Origin of the sequence: Bordetella genomosp. 5 (genome assembly GCF_002261475.1) — a bacterium.
In the GTDB taxonomy this organism is placed as follows: Bacteria; Pseudomonadota; Gammaproteobacteria; order Burkholderiales; family Burkholderiaceae_B; genus Bordetella.
On the sequence record NZ_NEVN01000001.1, the window covers coordinates 67,832 to 85,643 of the forward strand.

General features: G+C 66.0%; 17 protein-coding genes. 14 read left to right on the forward strand and 3 right to left on the reverse strand.

Annotated features, from left to right (window positions below):
- Positions 1-138 precede the first annotated feature (138 nt).
- On the forward strand, positions 139-2,823 hold the full coding sequence (locus CEK29_RS00350; RefSeq protein WP_094857038.1) for a cation:proton antiporter: 2,685 nt from the start codon (positions 139-141) through the stop codon (positions 2,821-2,823).
- A gap of 14 nt (positions 2,824-2,837) precedes the next feature.
- On the opposite strand, the gene CEK29_RS00355 is transcribed toward CEK29_RS00350, so the two are convergent.
- A complete protein-coding gene (locus CEK29_RS00355; RefSeq protein ID WP_094798237.1) occupies positions 2,838-3,866 on the reverse strand; it encodes a substrate-binding domain-containing protein in 1,029 nt (342 codons plus the stop codon).
- Between the two features lie 143 nt (positions 3,867-4,009).
- Between CEK29_RS00355 and CEK29_RS00360 the strand changes: the two genes are divergently transcribed.
- The 4 genes from CEK29_RS00360 (at position 4,010) to CEK29_RS00375 (ending at position 8,787) form a co-directional block, all read left to right on the forward strand.
- Entirely contained in the window at positions 4,010-4,561 is a 552-nt protein-coding gene (locus CEK29_RS00360; RefSeq protein WP_249278910.1) for a TRAP transporter small permease, read from the forward strand.
- A 31-nt stretch (positions 4,562-4,592) separates the two neighbouring features.
- Positions 4,593-5,870 (forward strand): TRAP transporter large permease, encoded by a 1,278-nt coding sequence (locus CEK29_RS00365; protein WP_094857039.1) that lies wholly within the window; start codon positions 4,593-4,595, stop codon positions 5,868-5,870.
- A 46-nt stretch (positions 5,871-5,916) separates the two neighbouring features.
- The gene (locus CEK29_RS00370; protein ID WP_094857040.1) at positions 5,917-6,933 is read left to right on the forward strand and encodes a TRAP transporter substrate-binding protein; all 1,017 of its coding nucleotides are present in this window, start codon (positions 5,917-5,919) and stop codon (positions 6,931-6,933) included.
- 66 nt (positions 6,934-6,999) lie between these two features.
- A complete protein-coding gene (locus CEK29_RS00375) occupies positions 7,000-8,787 on the forward strand; it encodes an IlvD/Edd family dehydratase (protein WP_094857041.1) in 1,788 nt (595 codons plus the stop codon).
- Positions 8,788-8,793: 6 nt separating this feature from the next.
- On the opposite strand, the gene CEK29_RS00380 is transcribed toward CEK29_RS00375, so the two are convergent.
- On the reverse strand, positions 8,794-9,624 hold the full coding sequence (locus CEK29_RS00380) for an NUDIX hydrolase (RefSeq protein WP_094857042.1): 831 nt from the start codon (positions 9,622-9,624) through the stop codon (positions 8,794-8,796).
- Between the two features lie 279 nt (positions 9,625-9,903).
- On the opposite strand from CEK29_RS00380, the gene coxB reads away from it, so the two are divergent.
- From coxB to CEK29_RS00400, 5 genes are all read left to right on the forward strand, one after another.
- Positions 9,904-11,061 (forward strand): cytochrome c oxidase subunit II, encoded by a 1,158-nt coding sequence (coxB, locus tag CEK29_RS00385; protein WP_094798242.1) that lies wholly within the window; start codon positions 9,904-9,906, stop codon positions 11,059-11,061.
- A gap of 95 nt (positions 11,062-11,156) precedes the next feature.
- Entirely contained in the window at positions 11,157-12,764 is a 1,608-nt protein-coding gene (gene ctaD, locus CEK29_RS00390) for a cytochrome c oxidase subunit I (protein WP_094798243.1), read from the forward strand.
- A gap of 17 nt (positions 12,765-12,781) precedes the next feature.
- The gene (locus CEK29_RS23765) at positions 12,782-12,907 is read left to right on the forward strand and encodes a cytochrome oxidase small assembly protein (protein WP_212590865.1); all 126 of its coding nucleotides are present in this window, start codon (positions 12,782-12,784) and stop codon (positions 12,905-12,907) included.
- 1 nt (position 12,908) lies between these two features.
- Positions 12,909-13,133 (forward strand): DUF2970 domain-containing protein, encoded by a 225-nt coding sequence (locus CEK29_RS00395; RefSeq protein ID WP_094798244.1) that lies wholly within the window; start codon positions 12,909-12,911, stop codon positions 13,131-13,133.
- Between the two features lie 51 nt (positions 13,134-13,184).
- Positions 13,185-14,060, forward strand: a complete 876-nt coding sequence (locus CEK29_RS00400; protein WP_094798245.1) for a cytochrome c oxidase subunit 3 — start codon at positions 13,185-13,187, stop codon at positions 14,058-14,060.
- Between the two features lie 36 nt (positions 14,061-14,096).
- On the opposite strand, the gene CEK29_RS00405 is transcribed toward CEK29_RS00400, so the two are convergent.
- Positions 14,097-14,297 carry a twin transmembrane helix small protein gene (locus tag CEK29_RS00405; protein WP_094798246.1) on the reverse strand — a complete coding sequence of 67 codons (201 nt, stop codon included), beginning with the start codon at positions 14,295-14,297 and terminating at the stop codon, positions 14,097-14,099.
- 34 nt (positions 14,298-14,331) lie between these two features.
- Here CEK29_RS00405 and CEK29_RS00410 point away from each other — a divergent pair, with 34 nt between their 5' ends.
- The 4 genes from CEK29_RS00410 (at position 14,332) to cyoE (ending at position 17,791) form a co-directional block, all read left to right on the forward strand.
- Positions 14,332-15,117, forward strand: coding sequence for an SURF1 family protein (locus CEK29_RS00410; protein ID WP_094798247.1), 786 nt, complete (start codon positions 14,332-14,334; stop codon positions 15,115-15,117).
- 90 nt (positions 15,118-15,207) lie between these two features.
- Positions 15,208-15,837 carry an SCO family protein gene (locus CEK29_RS00415; RefSeq protein ID WP_094857043.1) on the forward strand — a complete coding sequence of 210 codons (630 nt, stop codon included), beginning with the start codon at positions 15,208-15,210 and terminating at the stop codon, positions 15,835-15,837.
- 3 nt (positions 15,838-15,840) lie between these two features.
- Entirely contained in the window at positions 15,841-16,869 is a 1,029-nt protein-coding gene (locus CEK29_RS00420; RefSeq protein WP_094798249.1) for a COX15/CtaA family protein, read from the forward strand.
- Positions 16,870-16,894: 25 nt separating this feature from the next.
- Entirely contained in the window at positions 16,895-17,791 is an 897-nt protein-coding gene (cyoE, locus tag CEK29_RS00425) for a heme o synthase (protein ID WP_094798250.1), read from the forward strand.
- Positions 17,792-17,812: the final 21 nt, after the last annotated feature.

Below are 17,812 nucleotides of genomic sequence, written 5' to 3' on the forward strand. Positions count from 1 at the left end.
TAGCGAACAATGATGGCACATGGTGTGCCGCGAGCGCAGCCATGCGTAACGAAACGTGCGACGCTTTCAGGCGGATGGCGGGGAAAAGACGCTATTCTCTTTGCCTCTTTGTTGCCCGCGCACGCGTTTCGCAGTCCCATGGATATTGGTCTGATCGTCTTTGGCCTTGCCGGCCTGCTCACGCTGGTCTGCTTCATGCCGCCCCTGGCCGGCCGCCTGAAGCTGCCCTACTCCGTGCTGCTGGCCATCGTGGGCTGCCTGATCGGCATCGCCATCCACCTGCATGGCTGGGCGCCGCCGGTGCTCGGAGACCTGCTCGACACCATCGAGCGTTTCGAGATTTCTTCCGAAACCTTCCTGATGGTGTTCCTGCCCGTGCTGCTGTTCGAGACGGCGCTGTCCATGAACGTGCGCCGGCTGATGAACGACGTGGGCCCCATCCTCATGATGGCCATCGTCGCCGTCGTCGTGTGCACGGCGGTGGTCGGGTTCACGGTGAACGCGGTGTCGGATTACGGTCTGATCGTGTGTCTGCTGTTGGGCGCCATCGTGGCGACGACCGACCCGGCGGCGGTCATCGGCATCTTTCGCGACGTGGGGGCGCCCAAGCGCCTGACCACGCTGGTCGAGGGCGAGAGCCTGTTCAACGACGCCGCCTCGATCGCGCTGTATTCGGTGCTGCTGGCCGCGCTCGCGGGCAGTGGCGAGCTGTCGTTCTCGGCCGTGTTCAACGATTTTGTCGTGCACTTCATCGGGGGCGGCATTGCCGGCTGGCTGATGGGCCGGCTGGCGTGCTCGCTCTTCATGTGGCTGCGGGGCTTTCCGGCCGCGGAAATCACGCTGACCCTGACCCTGGCCTACCTCTCCTTCTTCATCTCCGAGCACTATCTCAACGTGTCGGGCGTGGTCGCGACGGTGGTGGCCGGGCTGGTGGTGGGATCCACCGGCCGCACGCGCATGTCGCCCACCACGTTCGAATACCTGGCCAGTTCGTGGGGGCAGTTCGGCTTCTGGGCCAACTCGCTGATCTTCGTGTTCGCGGCCATGCTGATCCCCAAGCTCATGGCGGCGGCCGACTGGCAGGAGCTGCTGCTGGTGGTCGTCGTGTTCTTCGCCACGCTGTTCGCGCGTGCGCTGGTGGTGTTCGGCCTGCTGCCGATCCTGCGCGTCTTCAAGATCGGCGCGGAGGTGAGCAACCCCTACAAGACCGTGATGCTGTGGGGCGGCCTGCGCGGCGCCGTGTCGCTCGCGCTGGCGCTCGCCGTCACCGAGCAGGCGTCGGTGCCCGAAGAGGCGCGCCAGTTCATCGCGGTGGCCACCACGGGCTTCGTGCTCGCCACGCTCTTCATCAATGGCATCACGCTGCGGCCGCTGATCCGTGTGCTGGGCCTTAACGAACTCTCGCCGGTCGAGCGCACGATCCGCAACCAGGCGCTTGCCGTGGCGCTCGAAAGCCTGCAGGGCAAGACCGACGAGATCGCCGCCGAAGACCGCGTCAGCACCGAGGCGCGCGATCGTATCCACGCCGTGTTCGACGCCAGCATGGCGAGCGTGCACGACAGTCAGGTGGGCCGCATGAGCGTCGAGCAGCGCACCGCGGTGGGCCTGGCGATCGTGGCGCGGCGCGAAGAAGAAGTGTTCTTCGACATTCTCAAGGCGCAGATCGTCGATTGGCGCATGGCCGAAGCCTTGCTGGCGCGTGCCGAACGCCTCGAAGACGCGATCCGCCAGGGCGGCATCGAAGGGTTCGAGCGCGGCATTGTGGCCGACGTGCGCTATTCGCGCGCGTTCCGGCTCGCCCTGCGCGTGCACTATATGTTCGGATTCCAGGGCTGGCTGGCGCGCGAGCTGTCGCAGCGGTTTGCCAACCTGCAGACCAAGCGCTCGGTGGCGCAGCGGCTCATGCAATTCGCGCGCGAGCAGATCGGCCCGCTGCTGGGCGATGACGCGGCCGCGCGCATCGTGGCGGCGCACCAGCGCCGCCTGGATCTGATCGACAGCTCGCTGCAGGCGCTCAATCTCCAGTATCCGTCGTACGCCCTCTGGTTGCAGGAGAGCTATCTCGGCCGCGTGGCGCGCGAACTCGAGCGCAATCGCTACCGCGACATGCTCGACCAGTCGCTGATCAGCGGCGAGGTCTATGCCGATCTGCTCGAGCAGCTCAAGGGCCGCTGGGCGCACATCGACCGCCATCCGCCGCTGGACATCGAGCTGGGCGCGGCCGAGCTCATCAAGCGCGTGCCGCTTTTTGAAGGCCTGAGCGCGGAGTCGTTGCGCGCCATCTGCAAACTGCTCAAGCCTCGCCTGGCGCTGCCCGAGCAGCCGGTGCTCGGCTACGGGCGTCAGGGCGAGGAGATGTGTTTCGTCGCGTCGGGCGCGGTAACGGTGCACCTGCCCGACAACACCACCATCGAGCTGGGCAGTGGCGAATTCTTTGGGGAGCTGGCCCTGCTGGGCAAAGAAGCGCTGACGCCCAACGTGACCTCGCTGGGCTACAGCAAACTCCTGATGCTGTCGTCGCGCGATTTTCATGCGCTCCTGGCACACGACGCCGACCTGCGCGAGCGCATCGAGGTCGTGGCGCGTCAGCGTCTGCGGGCCATCGAGGTCTGGAAGCAGTTTTCGGAAACCGGCGAGGTCTATCCCCCGCGCAACGGCCCCGCTTCGCCGCTGCCGCCGGCGCCCGGCGCCGGAACGCCGGCCGCCGGAACACCGGCCGCGGGCACGCCCGGCGCATCGACGCCCGGCACCTCGACGTCCGGCACCTCCACGCCAGGCACCTCGACCCCCGGCACCGTCCCGACCACCGACATGGGCATCTGAGCGCGGGCCACTGCTCAGGTGGTCTGGCGTCGCACGAGCGTGAAGCCGAGGTCGATGTGCGGAGCGTCGATCGGCTCGCCCGCCAGATGACGGGTGAGCAGCGTGGCGGCGGTATCGCCGATGTCGAAGCGCGGCGTGGCAATCGTCGACAGCGGCGGCGTGGTCCAGGCGCTGCCCGCCAGATCATGGAACCCCACCAGCCCGAGCTTGCCCGGCACCGCGACGCCCAGCCGTGCGCTCTGGAATACCGCGCCCTGCGCCAGGTCGTCGTTGCAGAAGAAGATCGCATCGCAGTCGGGATGATGCGTGAGCTGCTGCGCGAGCAGGTCGGCGCCCAGCGCGATCGATGACTTCTGCGGCGTCATGATCTCGAGCGCGGGATCGTAAAGATCCGCGTCGCGCAGGGCCTGCCGCCCGCCCTCGCAGCGCCGCAGCGACCGCGGATCCAGCTGCGCGCCGATGATGCCGATGCGGCGATAGCCGCGCTCGATCAGGTGGCGGGTGGCGGCATGGCCCGACTCGTATTGCGAGAAGCCCACGCTCATGCCCGGTTCGCCGGCGGGTAGCGTCTCGATCGTGTGGACGGCCGGAATGCCGCGGCTTTGCAGCAGGTCCCAGACCCCGGGGTTGTGGTCGATGCCCGTCAGGATGATGCCGTCGGGCGCGTGGCGCAGATAGGTGCGTAGCAGCGCCTCTTCGGCGTCCTGCGAGTAGCCGGTCACGCCCACCAGCAGGTGGTAGCCATTGGCGTCGAGGTGCTCTTTGATGCCGGCCACGATATCGACGAACACGACGTTCGAGAGCGACGGAATCAAGGCGACGATGATGCGCGAGCGCGCCGAGGCCAGCGCGCTGGCCGCGTGGTGCACGACATAGCCCATCTCATTGCACAGCGCCTCGATGCGCTCGCGCAGGGCCGGCGCGACCTTGTCGGGGTCGCGCAGGGCACGGGAAACGGTGATGGCGGACACGCCCGCGCGGCGGGCCACGTCCTGCATCGTGACGCGGCCACTGTGGGCGCCTCGGGATTTGCGTAACGACATGGAAGTGGGGAAGACGGGCAAACCGCGAGTCTGCAACAAATTCGCGGCACGGGCACGTCTTAGGGCCTTTACTAGGTTTACAAGCCAAAAATGTTAGCGCTAACATTGGCACAAGCTTAAAAAAAGATCAATCGGAGACACTCATGCGGCCTGATCAGCCTCCATCCCGCGCGGGCTCCCTGCGCGAGGGCCTCGCGCGTGCCGCGCACTGGAGTTTCACCCTGCAGACCTGGCTGATGGTGGCCTGTCTGATCGTCATGATGGTGCTGCTCTTCGGCAACGTGACGCTGCGCTACGTCTTCAACTCCGGCATCAACGTCTCCGACGAGCTGTCTCGCCTGGCATTCGTGTGGCTGATCTTCCTGGGCGCGGTGCTGGCGCTGCGTGAGCGCGCCCATCTGGGCGTGAACATGCTGGTCAAGCGTTTCGGACCGATGGCCCGTCGCGTCACGCATCTGTTCTGTCAGGGGCTGGTGCTGTGGGCGCTGTGGCTCATGATCGACGGCGGCTGGCAGCAGACCGTGATCGGCATGAGCACCGACCTGCCGGTCACCGGCCTGCCCATCGCGGTGTTCAACGCCGCCGTGCTCTACGCCGCCGTGTTCATGATGGTGCTCACCATCCTGGACGTCCTGAGCGTGCTGGCGGGCGGCCCCGTGCCCGTCGATGCCGAGCAGGACGATCCGCTGGCCTGAGCCGGCTTCGCGCAACCCCGCCGCCTACACCATGACACTCACAATCTTTTTGGTAGTCATGCTCGGACTCATCGTCCTGGGCATGCCGATCGCCTTCGCCCTGCTGCTATCGGCGATGGCGCTGATGATTCAGCTGAATTTCTTCGACGCGCAGATCCTGGCGCAGAACATGCTCAGCGGCGCCAACAGCTTCACGCTGATGGCCGTTCCGCTCTTCATGCTGGCCGGCGAGATCATGAACGCGGGCGGCATTTCGCGCCGCATCGTGAATCTGGCCACGATGTTCGTGGGTCATATTCGCGGCGGGCTGGGGTATGTCGCGATCTTCGCCAGCGTGCTGCTCGCGTCGCTATCGGGCTCGGCCGTGGCGGATGCCGCGGCGCTGAGCGCGCTGTTGATCCCGATGCTGCGTCGCAAGGGCTACAGCGCCGCGCAGTCGTCGGGCCTCATCGCGGCAGGCGGCATCATCGCGCCCATCATTCCGCCGTCGATCGCCTTCATCATCTTCGGCGTGGCGACCAACGTCTCGATCACGAAGCTGTTTTTCGCGGGGATCGCGCCCGGGATCATGATGGGGCTGACCCTCATGACCGTGTGGGCCTGGACGGCGCGCAGCGGGCCGTCGGATGCCGAGCCGCGCCAACCCTGGAGCGCGCGTCTGAGCGCCCTGCGCGAATCGTTCTGGGCGCTGATGCTGCCCGTCATCATCATCGGTGGCCTGCGGGGCGGCATCTTCACCCCGACGGAAGCCGCGGTGGTGGCAGCGGTGTATGCCATGGTGATCAGTCTGTTCGTGTATCGCGAGATCAAGGTGCGCGATCTGTACCCGCTCTTCGTGAGCGCGGCGCGCACGACGGCGGTCGTGATGTTCCTGGTGGCCGCGGCCATGGTTTCGTCGTACATGATCACGCTGGCCGACGTGCCGCAGGATCTGATCGCGCTGCTCGATCCGGTGATGGATTCGCCCAAGCTGCTGATGTTCGCGCTGCTCATCCTGCTCACGCTGGTGGGTACCGTGATGGACCTGACGCCCACGATCCTGATCCTGGGCCCCGTGCTGATGCCGGTGGTCATCAAGGCCGGTATCGATCCCGTGTACTTCGGCGTGATCTTCGTGATGGTGGGCAGCGTGGGCCTGCTCACGCCGCCCGTGGGCACGGTGCTCAACGTGGTGTGCGGCGTCGCGCGCATCAATATGGAAACGATATGCCGCGGGGTGTGGCGCTACGTGGTGGCGTACACCCTGTTGCTGGTGTTGCTGGTGCTCTTCCCGGAACTCATCACGGTTCCAGCGCGCTGGCTGCACTGAGGCTGCACATAACGACACCACGCATCATCATCCCGAGGAGACAGACATGTTCAAGCACTTCAAGGCCGGCGTGATCGCCGTGGCCGCACTCACCGCCTGCACCGTGGTCGGATCGGCCTGGGCGCAGGACATCAAGCCGCGCCTGATCCGGTTCGGCTATGGCCTGAACGACGACAGCGTACAGGGCCGCGCGGCCCGCCATCTGGCCCAGGAGCTCGAGAAGCTGTCGGGCGGCAAGATGAAAATGAAGACCTTCGGCTCGGCCAGTCTGGGCCCCGACGAGCAGATGCAGAGCGCGCTCGTGGGCGGCGCGCAGGAAATGATGGTGGGCTCGACCGCGCCGCTGGCCGGCATGGTCAAGGACTTCGGCATCTTCGATCTGCCGTTCCTGTTCGAAAGCGAGAAAGAGGCCGATGCCGTGCTCGACGGCCCGCTCGGCACGCGCCTGCTCGGCAAGCTCGAGGAGAAAGGCCTGGTGGGTCTGGTCTACTGGGAAAACGGCTTCCGCAACATGACCAACTCCAAGCGTCCGATCGTGCGCGCCGAGGACATGCAGGGCATCAAGCTGCGCGTGATGCAGAACCAGATCGCGCTGGGCGTGTTCAATCAGCTGGGTGCCAACGCGGTGCCGATGCCGTTCTCGGAGCTTTTCACCGCGCTCGAAACACGCACGGTCGATGGCCAGGAAAACCCGGTCACGACGATCCAGAGCAGCAAGTTCTACGAGGTGCAGCCGTACCTCACGCTCACGCGCCACGTCTACACGCCCTGGGTCGTGCTGGCCTCCAAGAAATGGTGGGACACGCTCAATCCCGCGGAGCAAAAGCTGATCCGTCAGGCGGCCGCCAACTCGCGTGACTTCGAACGCAAGGACAGCCGCGCCGATTCCACCAAGGCCATGGGTGTGCTCGAGAAGTCGGGCATGAAGATCAACACCCCCAGCCCCGAAGAAGTGGCGCGCATGCGCGAGAAGGTTCAGCCGGTGGTCGACAAATACACCCAGGAACTCGGCCCCGAGCTCGTGCGCGAGCTCAACGAAGAAATCAAGAAGGCCCGCGGCTGATCGCCGCACCGGGCGGGCGCGCCGCTTGCTGCGCCCGCCTGTTCAACTGCCGTACCGGAACGCATCATGTCAGACACGCCTACCCCCAAGCGCCTGCGCAGCCAGAAATGGTTCGACGATCCTTCGCACGCCGACATGACGGCGATCTATGTGGAGCGATTGCTCAATTACGGTCTTACCCGGGCCGAGCTGCAATCCGGCCGGCCCATCATCGGCATCGCCCAGACGGGCAGCGATTTGGCGCCGTGTAATCGGCACCACCTGGAGCTGGCGCGCCGGGTGCGCGAAGGCATTCGGGATGCCGGCGGCATTCCGATGGAATTCCCCGTGCATCCGCTGGCCGAGCAGGGTCGCCGCCCTACGGCGGCACTGGATCGCAACCTGGCCTATCTCGGCCTGGTCGAGATCCTGCATGGCTATCCGCTCGATGGCGTGGTGCTGACGACCGGCTGCGACAAGACCACGCCCGCCTGCCTGATGGCGGCCGCGACGGTCGACCTGCCCGCCATCGTGCTGTCCGGCGGACCCATGCTCGACGGCTGGCACGAGGGCCAGCGGGTAGGCTCGGGCACCGTGATCTGGCATGCGCGCAACCTGATGGCGGCGGGCAAGCTCGACTACGACGGCTTCATGGAGCTGGCAACGGCCTCGTCGCCGTCGGTGGGCCACTGCAACACCATGGGGACCGCGCTCTCGATGAACTCGCTGGCGGAGGCGCTGGGCATGTCGTTGCCCACCTGCGCCAGCATTCCCGCGCCCTATCGCGAGCGCGCGCAGATGGCGTATGCCACCGGCAAGCGCGCGTGCGAACTGGTGCGCCAGGACATCCGCCCCTCGCACATCATGACGCGCGAGGCATTCGAGAACGCCATCGTGGTGGCCTCGGCGCTGGGCGCGTCGAGCAACTGCCCGCCCCATCTGATCGCCATCGCGCGCCACATGGGCATCGACCTCGGTCTGGACGATTGGCAGCGGCTGGGCGAAGACGTGCCGCTGCTGGTGAATTGCATTCCGGCGGGCGAGTACCTGGGCGAAGGCTTTCACCGCGCGGGCGGCGTGCCCGCGGTGTTGCACGAGCTGCATCGCGTGGGGCGCCTGCACGGCGCGGCCCGCACGGTCGGCGACAAGACCATCGGCGAGATCGCGGAGGCGTCGCCCACGCACGATGCCAAGGTCATCAAGCCGGTCAGCGCGCCGCTGAAAGACCGCGCCGGCTTCATCGTGCTCTCGGGCAACTTCTTTGACAGCGCGGTGATGAAGATGTCGGTGGTGGGCGAAGATTTCCGCCGGGCGTATCTGTCCACGCCGGGCGACGAGAATGCCTTCGAGGCGCGCGCGATCGTGTTCGACGGCCCGGAGGACTATCACGCACGCATCGAGGACCCCGCCCTCGATATCGACGAAAACTGCATCCTGGTGATCCGCGGCGCCGGCACCGTCGGCTATCCCGGCAGCGCCGAAGTCGTGAACATGGCGCCGCCGGGGCACCTGATCAAGCGCGGCATCGATTCGCTGCCCTGCATGGGCGATGGCCGCCAGAGCGGCACGTCGGCCAGTCCGTCCATCCTGAATATGTCGCCGGAGGCCGCGGTGGGCGGCGGGCTGGCCCTGCTGCGCACGGGCGACCGGATCCGGGTCGACCTCAACCAGCGCAGCGTGACCGTGCAGCTCGACGCCGAGGAGCTCGCGCGCCGCCGCGAACACATGCATATCGACATTCCGCCCGCTCAGACGCCCTGGCAGGAGCTCTACCGGCAGAACGTCGGGCAGCTTTCGACGGGCGGCTGCCTGGAGCCCGCCACGCTGTATCTCAAGGTGATCGAGACGCGCGGCGACCCGCGCCACTCGCACTGACGGGCGTCAGGCCAGTCCGTGCGCGCGGCGGTGCAGAATGTCTTCGACGATCACGAGCGCGGCTTCGAGCGTGATCTCGCTGCTTTCGATGAGCTGCACCGCGCGCGCCTCGGACACGGCCGCGATCTCCATCACCTCGCCGTCGCGGTTGGCGGGTTCGGTGCCGGCGTTGAGCACGCAGCTGCTCGTGAGCAGGTCTTCGACCTGATAGCCCTCGGGCAGGCGGCGGTGCATGCGCAGCACCGTGCGCAGCGGACCGCGCCGCGTGAGCTGATGCGGATCCAGTCCGGCTTCTTCGCCGCACTCGCGCACCAGCGCGGTATCGAGCGGCTCTCCGCTTCCGACCAATCCGCCGACCAGCGTGTCCCACATGCCCGGGTCGGTGGATTTGCTGAGCGACCGGCGCGCGATCCAGAGCCGGCCGTCCGGCGTCCAGGCATTCAGATGCACGGCGCGCGTGACCAGCCCGAGCGGGCGCATGGCGGCGCGTTCGATCACGCCCAGATGATGTTCGCCGGCGGTGACGTCGAGCAGCTCGTCGCGCCAGCCACGCAGGCAGCGGGCTTCGCGCAACACCTGAGCCACCTGGGCCAGCACGGCGTTGAGTTCGGGACCGGCGCGCAGGCCGGGGCCGATGCGCAGCGCATCGGCATCGAGCTGGGCCAGGCCGGTGGGCCGCAATGCATCGCAGGCGGCGAGCGTGGCCCAACCGCAGCAGTGGCCATCGATATAGAGCGGGCGGGCCAGCTCCGGCGGTTGTTGCTGGGCGAGGTCCTGCAGACGGGTATACAGTGCCTGCAGACGTGCCAGAGTGACGGGTTGGTTGGCTTCGGACATGGTGCGGATTTTAGTGCAGTGCCGCACGGCACTGCGGCAAAAAAACAGAATATGCAGGGGAGATAATGAGACTTAGACGTCAATCATCATAAAGACCATTAGGATTTGTCTCCGTTATAATTCCGCGGTTTACGTTGTGAAATCTTGTGTGGGAGCGACAGGGTCGTCTTTCCCCTGTTTCGTGACTACCGTCTAATAATTGCGCGTTCCCCTGCCTTCCGGCGGCCCGTACGGCGTGCGCTGGGTATTGGGCCATCCGCGCCATGTTTCGAGGTAAGCATGAAGAAGTGGAGAGGGTTGCTGGGAGCTTGTGCATTACTGATGGGCAGCGCAGCGGTCGCTCAGGTGAAGGACATGCCTGGGGGGCCGCGGGTCAATCAACTCAATTTGCATGAAGGCGTCACGCAGATCGCGCGCGATGTCGTCTGGCTGCATTGGATGATGCTCACGATCTGTATCGTGATCTTCATCGGTGTGTTCGGGGTGATGTTCTACTCCATCTGGGCACACAGAAAGTCGCGCGGGGCCAAGCCCGCCACGTTCCACGAACATCTCGGCGTCGAAGTCGCCTGGACCGTGGTGCCGTTTCTCATCGTCATCGCCATGGCCCTGCCCGCCACCAAGACCGTGGTGGCCATGAAAGACACGTCCAGTCCCGATCTCACCATCAAGGTGACGGGCTACCAATGGAAGTGGGGCTACGAATACCTCGACGGCGATGCCGCCGGGCTCAAGTTCCTGTCCAATCTCTCCACCCCGCGCGCGCAGATCGAAAATCGCGAGCCCAAGGGCGAGTTCTACCTGATGGAAGTCGACAATCCCCTCGTGGTGCCGGTCGACAAGAAGGTACGCATCGTCCTGACGGCCGGCGACGTGATCCACTCCTGGATGGTGCCCGACCTGGGCGTCAAGCAGGACGCGATCCCGGGCTTCCTGCGCGACACCTGGTTCAACGCACAAAAGGTCGGCATGTACCGCGGCCAATGCGCCGAGCTCTGTGGCAAGGATCACGCGTTCATGCCCATCGTGGTCGACGTGCGCAGCCAGGAAGACTTCGACAAATGGGCGGGCGAGCAGAAGAAGCTGATGTCCGCTCAGGCCGACGATCCCAACAAGGAATGGACCGGTCCCGAGCTGATCGCGCGTGGTGAGAAAGTCTTCGCGGGCAACTGCGTGGCCTGTCACCAGGCCAACGGCAAAGGCCTGCCGGGAACCTTCCCGCCGCTCGACGGCGACAAGGTCGTGCTCGGGCCCAAGGCCGAGCAGATCAACGTGGTGCTCAAGGGCAAGCCCGGGACGGCCATGGCCGCGTTCGGCGGGCAGCTCAATGATGTCGAGATCGCCGCTGTCATCACCTACACCCGCAATGCCTGGAGCAATGAGGGCAAGGGTCAGGACCCCATCGTCCAGCCCAAGGATGTCGCGGCCGCGCGCTAGGCGCGCGCTGTTCCAGAAGCTGTTTCCGTACCAAAAGATACGCCGCCGGCCACGGGGAGCTCCCGGCCGACGGCTTCAGCAGGAAGGAGTCGATCATGAGCAGCGTCACTGTAGACCACGTGTCGCCGGGCCACGGCCACGGTCACGATGACCATCACCACGACATGCCTACGGGCTGGCGTCGCTGGCTGTTTGCCACCAATCACAAAGACATCGGGACGATGTATCTCATCTTCTCGTTCGTCATGCTGCTCGAGGGCGGCACGCTCGCCCTCTTGCTGCGCACCGAGCTGTTCCAGCCCGGCCTGCAGTTTTTCCGCCCCGAGCTGTTCAATCAGTTCACCACGATGCACGGCCTGATCATGGTGTTCGGCGCGATCATGCCGGCCTTCGTGGGCTTCGCCAACTGGATGATCCCGCTGCAGATCGGCGCATCCGACATGGCGTTCGCGCGCATGAACAACTTCAGCTTCTGGCTGCTGCCGGTGGCGGGTCTCATGCTGACCGCCTCGTTCTTCGTGCCGGGCGGCGCCACCGCCGCGGGCTGGACGCTGTACGCGCCGCTGTCGGCGCAGATGGGCCCGGGGATGGACCTCGCGATCTTCGCGATGCACATCATGGGCGCCTCGTCGATCATGGGCGCGATCAACGTCATCGTGACCATCCTCAACATGCGCGCGCCCGGCCTCACGCTCATGAAGATGTCGCTGTTCTGCTGGACCTGGCTCATCACGGCCTTCCTGCTGATCGCGGTGATGCCCGTGCTGGCCGCGGCCATCACGATGGTGCTGACCGACCGCCACTTCGGTACCGGCTTCTTCAATGCGGCCGCCGGCGGTGACCCGGTGCTGTACCAGCACGTGTTCTGGTTCTTCGGCCATCCCGAGGTCTACATCATGATCCTGCCGGCGTTCGGGATCGTGTCCGCCATCGTGCCGGCATTCGCGCGCAAGCGCCTGTTCGGCTACGCCTCGATGGTCTACGCGACCGCCTCGATCGCCGTGCTGTCGTTCATCGTGTGGGCCCACCACATGTTCACGACCGGCATGCCCGTGACGGGCCAGCTGTACTTCATGTACGCCACGATGCTGATCTCGATCCCGACCGGCGTGAAGGTGTTCAACTGGGTCGCCACGATGTGGCGCGGCTCCATGACCTTCGAAACGCCGATGCTGTTTTCGATCGGCTTCATCTTCGTGTTCACGATGGGCGGCTTCACCGGCCTGATCCTGTCGGTGGCGCCGATCGACATCCAGGTGCACGACACCTACTACGTGGTGGCGCACTTCCACTACGTGCTGGTGGCCGGCTCGCTGTTCGCGCTGTTCGCGGGCACCTACTACTGGCTGCCCAAATGGACCGGCCGCATGTACAGCGAGCGCCTGGGCAAGCTGCACTTCTGGTCGTCGATGCTGTCGTTCAACCTGACGTTCTTCCCGATGCACTTCATGGGGCTGGCCGGCATGCCGCGCCGCTACGTGGATTACGCGGCGCAGTTCACGACCTTCCACCAGATCGCCACCATCGGCGCGTTCTGGTTCGGCCTGTCGCAGCTGATCTTCCTGTACGCCGTGCTGCGCTGCTATCGCGGCAAGGGCGAACCGGCGCCTGCCAAACCCTGGGAAGGCGCCGAAGGGCTCGAATGGACCGTGCCGTCGCCGGCGCCGTTCCATACCTTCGAGACGCCGCCCGAGGTCAAGTAACGATGGACAAGACGGTCATGACACCCGAGCAACGCCGCCGTAATCGCATCGCGGGCCTGATCCTGCTGCTGTTCGTGCTGGCGGTGTTCGGCTGGACCTTCCTGCGTGGCGCGTCATTGCTCACCAACATGATGGGCAACTGACATGAGCGACGACCTGCACCAGCTGTCTCGGCGCAAGCTGAGTTTTCTGCAGACGGTGCGGGCCGTGCTCTGGGCTTTTTTTGGCGTGCGCAAGGGCAAGGGTTACCAGGAAGACATCGCGCGGCTCAACCCGGTGCACCTGATCATCGCCGGCCTGCTGGGCGCCGCGATGTTCGTGATCGTGCTGGTGCTCATCGTGCGCTTTGCCGTGGCCAGCCTGTCCTGATCAAACGTATTCCCCAACGATCCTCCAATCATCGGCATCAGGGAGAACATCATGAGTGCAAGTCACTCGGCAACACACAAAGAGGCACCGTACTACTACGTCCCGGCGATGTCCGGCCATCCGGTGCGCATGGCGCTGGCGCTGCTGGCCACCGGCGTGGGCGCGGCCGGCTGGGTCAACGGCGTGCCCTACGCCAAGTGGCTGGTGCTGGCGGGCCTGCTGGCGGGCGTGGTGGTGCTGTATTACTGGTTCGGCGACGCGATCGCCGAATCCGAGAGCGGCCTCAACAGCAAACGCATCGACGCGTCGTACCGCTGGGGCATGAGCTGGTTCATCTTCTCGGAGGTGATGTTCTTTGCCGGCTTCTTCGGCGCTCTCTGGTATGTGCGCACCATCACCACGCCGTGGCTGGGCGACATCGATCACCGGCTGATGCTCTGGCCCGACTTCCAGGCGCAGTGGCCCAATTTCGGGCCCGCCGGCGTGGTCGAGGCCTTCCAGACGGTGGGGCCGTTCTGGTTGCCCACCATCAACACGGCGCTGCTGCTGACCTCGGGCGTCACGCTCACGATTTCGCACCATGCGCTGCGCGAAGACCATCGCGGCAAAGCCATTTTCTGGCTCGCCGCCACGGTGATCCTGGGCTTTCTGTTCGTGGGCTGTCAGGCGTATGAATACATTCACGCCTATCGCGACCTGAACCTGAAGTTCAACTCGGGCGCCTACGGCTCGCTGTTCTACATGCTCACGGGCTTTCACGGCTTCCATGTGATCATGGGGGCCACGATGCTGACGGTGATTCTGGTGCGGCTGCTGCGCGGGCATTTCCGCCCCGACCATCACTTCGGGTTCGAGGGTGCCGCCTGGTACTGGCACTTTGTCGACGTGGTGTGGCTGGGCCTGTACCTGTTTATTTACTGGTTCTAGCAAGGCCGGCGCCGGCCTGCCGGCCCGCCTGGCGGGTCAGCGCAGGCCGGTGCTTTCGATCCAGCCCAGGTGATGGGCCAGCAGCACGAACAGAAACAGCGCCACCGACAGGCCGATGCGTACGGTCAGTGCGTTGACCGTACGATTGGTCGAACCCTTGTCGCGCATGAGGTAGATCAACGCCGAGCCCAGGCTGACGAGGATCCCGATGAAAGCGACCACCACGATGATGCGCATACCGGCCTCCGGTTAAAACGAAATTATTGCAGACATGGCTTTTCCGCACTCGCGACGCAAGACGATTTTGGCGTTGTTGTTGCTTGCCGTCGTCATCGCCGTCACGGTGTCGATGGGCCGCTGGCAACTGCGCCGCGCCGACGAGCGCCGGGCGGTGGCCGCCGCGATCGAAGCGGGCCGGCAACAGGCGCCGCTGAGGCTGTCCGCCGGCCAGGGTGCGGCCGCCTATATGCCGTGGCGGGCGGCCGAAGCGCGCGGCGCCTGGCGGCCCGAGCTCAGCGTCTGGCTCGAGAATCGCAATCATCAGGGCCGGCCGGGATATTGGCTGGCCACCCCGCTCGTGTTCGACGATGGCCGCAACGCCGTGCTGGTGCTGCGCGGCTGGGTCGCGCGCCAGCCCGGCTCGCAGCAGGCGCCGGCCGTGCCCGCCGAGGCCGGGCCGGTCACGGTGCAGGGCGAGCTGGCCGAGCGCGTGCCGCGCCTCTTCGAATTGTGGTCGTTCGGCGGCGCGGGCGCCGCGCGCCTGCCGGCACGCCTGGGCGACGGCCCGGCGCCGGTGCTGCAGAACCTCGATCTGAAGGCCTATGCGCAGTCGACCGGGCTGGCGCTCTTGCCCACCGTGCTGATGCAGACGGCCGCGAGCACTTCGCCCGCCGATGGCCTCGTGCGCGACTGGCCCGGGCCGTCTGTCGACTACAGCCAGAATCAGGGCTACGCGCTGCAGTGGTTCAGCTTCGCCGCCATCGCCGCGCTGGCGTGGCTGGTGGTGGCGGGCCGGGCCTGGAAGCGGGCGCGGCAGCGCGCCAATGCGCAGCCGTAGACGTGGGCGCCCAGCGGGCGCCCGTTGCTGTTTCATCGATCAGGGCGCCCCGCGCCGCCACGCCAGCCCCTCAACGACAGATCGCCTTCCATGACTGCTTCCACCATGCCGACTGCCCAACCCAAACGCTCGCTCACGCCGCTGGTCCTGGTGTTTCTGTGCGCGCTGGCGCCGATCGTGGCTGCCTTCGTCGTGTACTTCAATCCGCAGTGGTGGCCGCAGGACCAGAAGAACTACGGCACCCTGGTGACGCCGCAGCGGCCGGTGCCCGAGGCCAGCGCGCTCGGACTCACCACGCTCGACGGCAAGCCCTTCGATCTGCGCAGCCTCGACGGCAAGTGGATACTGCTCTCGGTCGACCAGGGCGCGTGCCCGGAATCGTGTGCGCGTAAACTCTTCATCGCGCGCAATTCCCACGCGGCCCAAGGCAAGAACGTCGACCGGCTGGCGCGGGTGTGGATCATCACCGACGACGCGCCGGTACCCGAAAAGGTGCTGAACGCCTACCAAGGCACGGTGATGGTGCGGGCTCGTCCCGACGCGCTGCGGTCCTTCTTGCTGGGCCCGCAGGCCGCGACCGACGACGCGTCCGCGCTGCTGGGCCCGATCTGGGTGGTTGACCCGCTGGGCAACCTGATGCTGCAGTTCCCGGACAACGCCGATGGCGTGTCGGTGCGCAAGGACATCAGCCGGCTTTTGTATAACTCGCGTATTGGCTGATTCATGGATCGCATCAAAGAGCGCTATCGCAAGCTCGTCTTCTTCACCTGGTTTCTCACGCTGGACCTCATCATGTTCGGCGCCTTCGTGCGCCTGACCGACTCGGGCCTGGGCTGTCCCGACTGGCCCGGCTGCTATGGCAGCGTGACGCCGCTGGGCGCGCGCGCCGACATCCACGAAGCGGCCCAGGCCATGCCGTTCGGGCCGGTGACCCTGTCGAAGGCCTGGATCGAGATGATCCACCGCTATGTCGGCGCCTTCCTGGGCATGCTGATCATCGCGATCGTTTACATGGCGTGGCGCCACCGCCGCGTGCTCGGCCGCACGCCCACGCTGGCGACGGTGTCGCTGGTGGCCGTGTGCATCCAGGGCGCCTTCGGTGCCTGGACCGTCACGCACAAGCTGATGCCCGCGGTGGTGACCGCCCACCTGGTGCTGGGGCTGTCGCTGCTGGCCTTGCTGACCTGGCTCGCCGCGCGCGAGCGCCCGCACATCGCCCTGCCGGCCCAGGCGGCGCGCTTCATGGTGCCGCTCGCCTTCGGCCTGGGCTTGTTGGCCGTCCAGGTGACGCTGGGCGGATGGGTGAGCACCAATTACGCCGCGCTGGCCTGCATGGATTTCCCGACCTGCCACGGCGCCTGGGTGCCCGAGATGGACTTCCACGGCGGGTTCTCGGTGATCCGGGGCCTGGGCGAGCTGCCCTCCGGCGAAATGATCTCGCAGCATGCGCTCACGGCGATCCACTGGGTCCACCGCAATTTCGCCTTTGTCGTGCTGGCGTATCTGGGCGTGCTGGCCTGGAAAATGCAGCGTCTGGCGGGCGTGCGGGGTCCGGCGCGGCTGATCCTGGTCCTGCTGGCTGCGCAATTATTGACCGGCCTGACGACGATTTTCTTCCAGTGGCCGCTGCTGATCGCGGTGTTGCACAATGGGGGGGCTGCCGGCCTGACGCTGGCCTGCGTGGTGGCCCTGGTGCGGCTGGCAACGGCCGGCGGGCCGCCGGTGCGACAATTTGCCCCGGCAAGTCCTTGACTTGGTTGGTAAAATACTGAGCATCATGTCTTCAATCGCTGCTCCCCAACAGGGTTTGCTGCGTCAATACCTCGTGCTGACCAAGCCGCGGGTGACGCAGCTCGCCGTCTTCTGTGCCGTCATCGGCATGTTCCTCGCGGTTCCCGGTGTCCCCCCGCTCGACAAGGTCGTGTTCGGCACGCTCGGCATCTGGCTCCTGGCCGCCGCCGCGTTCGCCATCAACTGCCTGATCGAGCAGGAGGTCGACGCGCGCATGGCCCGCACGGCCCGCCGCGCCACGGCCCAGGGCACCATTTCGCCCGCGCACGTGCTGGCGCTGTCGGGTCTGCTCGGCGGCGCGGGCATGCTGGTGCTGTATCACCTGGTCAATCCGCTCACGATGTGGCTCACCTTCGCCACGTTCGTCGGTTATGCGGTGATCTATACCGTGATTCTCAAGCCGCGCACGCCGCAGAACATCGTGATCGGCGGCCTGTCGGGCGCGATGCCGCCCGCGCTGGGCTGGGCCGCCGTGGCCAACGCCACGCCCGCCGAGGCCTGGGCGCTGGTGCTGATCATCTTCATCTGGACCCCGCCGCACTTCTGGGCGCTGGCGCTCTACCGCTGCAAAGACTACGAGCAGTCGGGTCTGCCGATGCTGCCCGTCACGCACGGCAGCAAGTACACGCGTCTGCAGATTCTGCTGTACAGCTGTGTCCTGCTGGCGGTCACGATCCTGCCTTACGTGATCCGCATGAGCGGCCTGTTCTATCTGGCCGTGGCCGTCGTGCTGGGCACGATCTTCCTGGCGCATGCCTGGGGCCTTTACCGTCATTACACCGACGAGCGTTCGCGCCGTCTGTTCCGCTTCTCGATCCTGTACCTCGCGCTGCTGTTCGGCGCGCTGCTGGTGGATCACTGGGCCTTGGCGCTGCTGCGCTGAACGCCACTTACCGGAGACCTC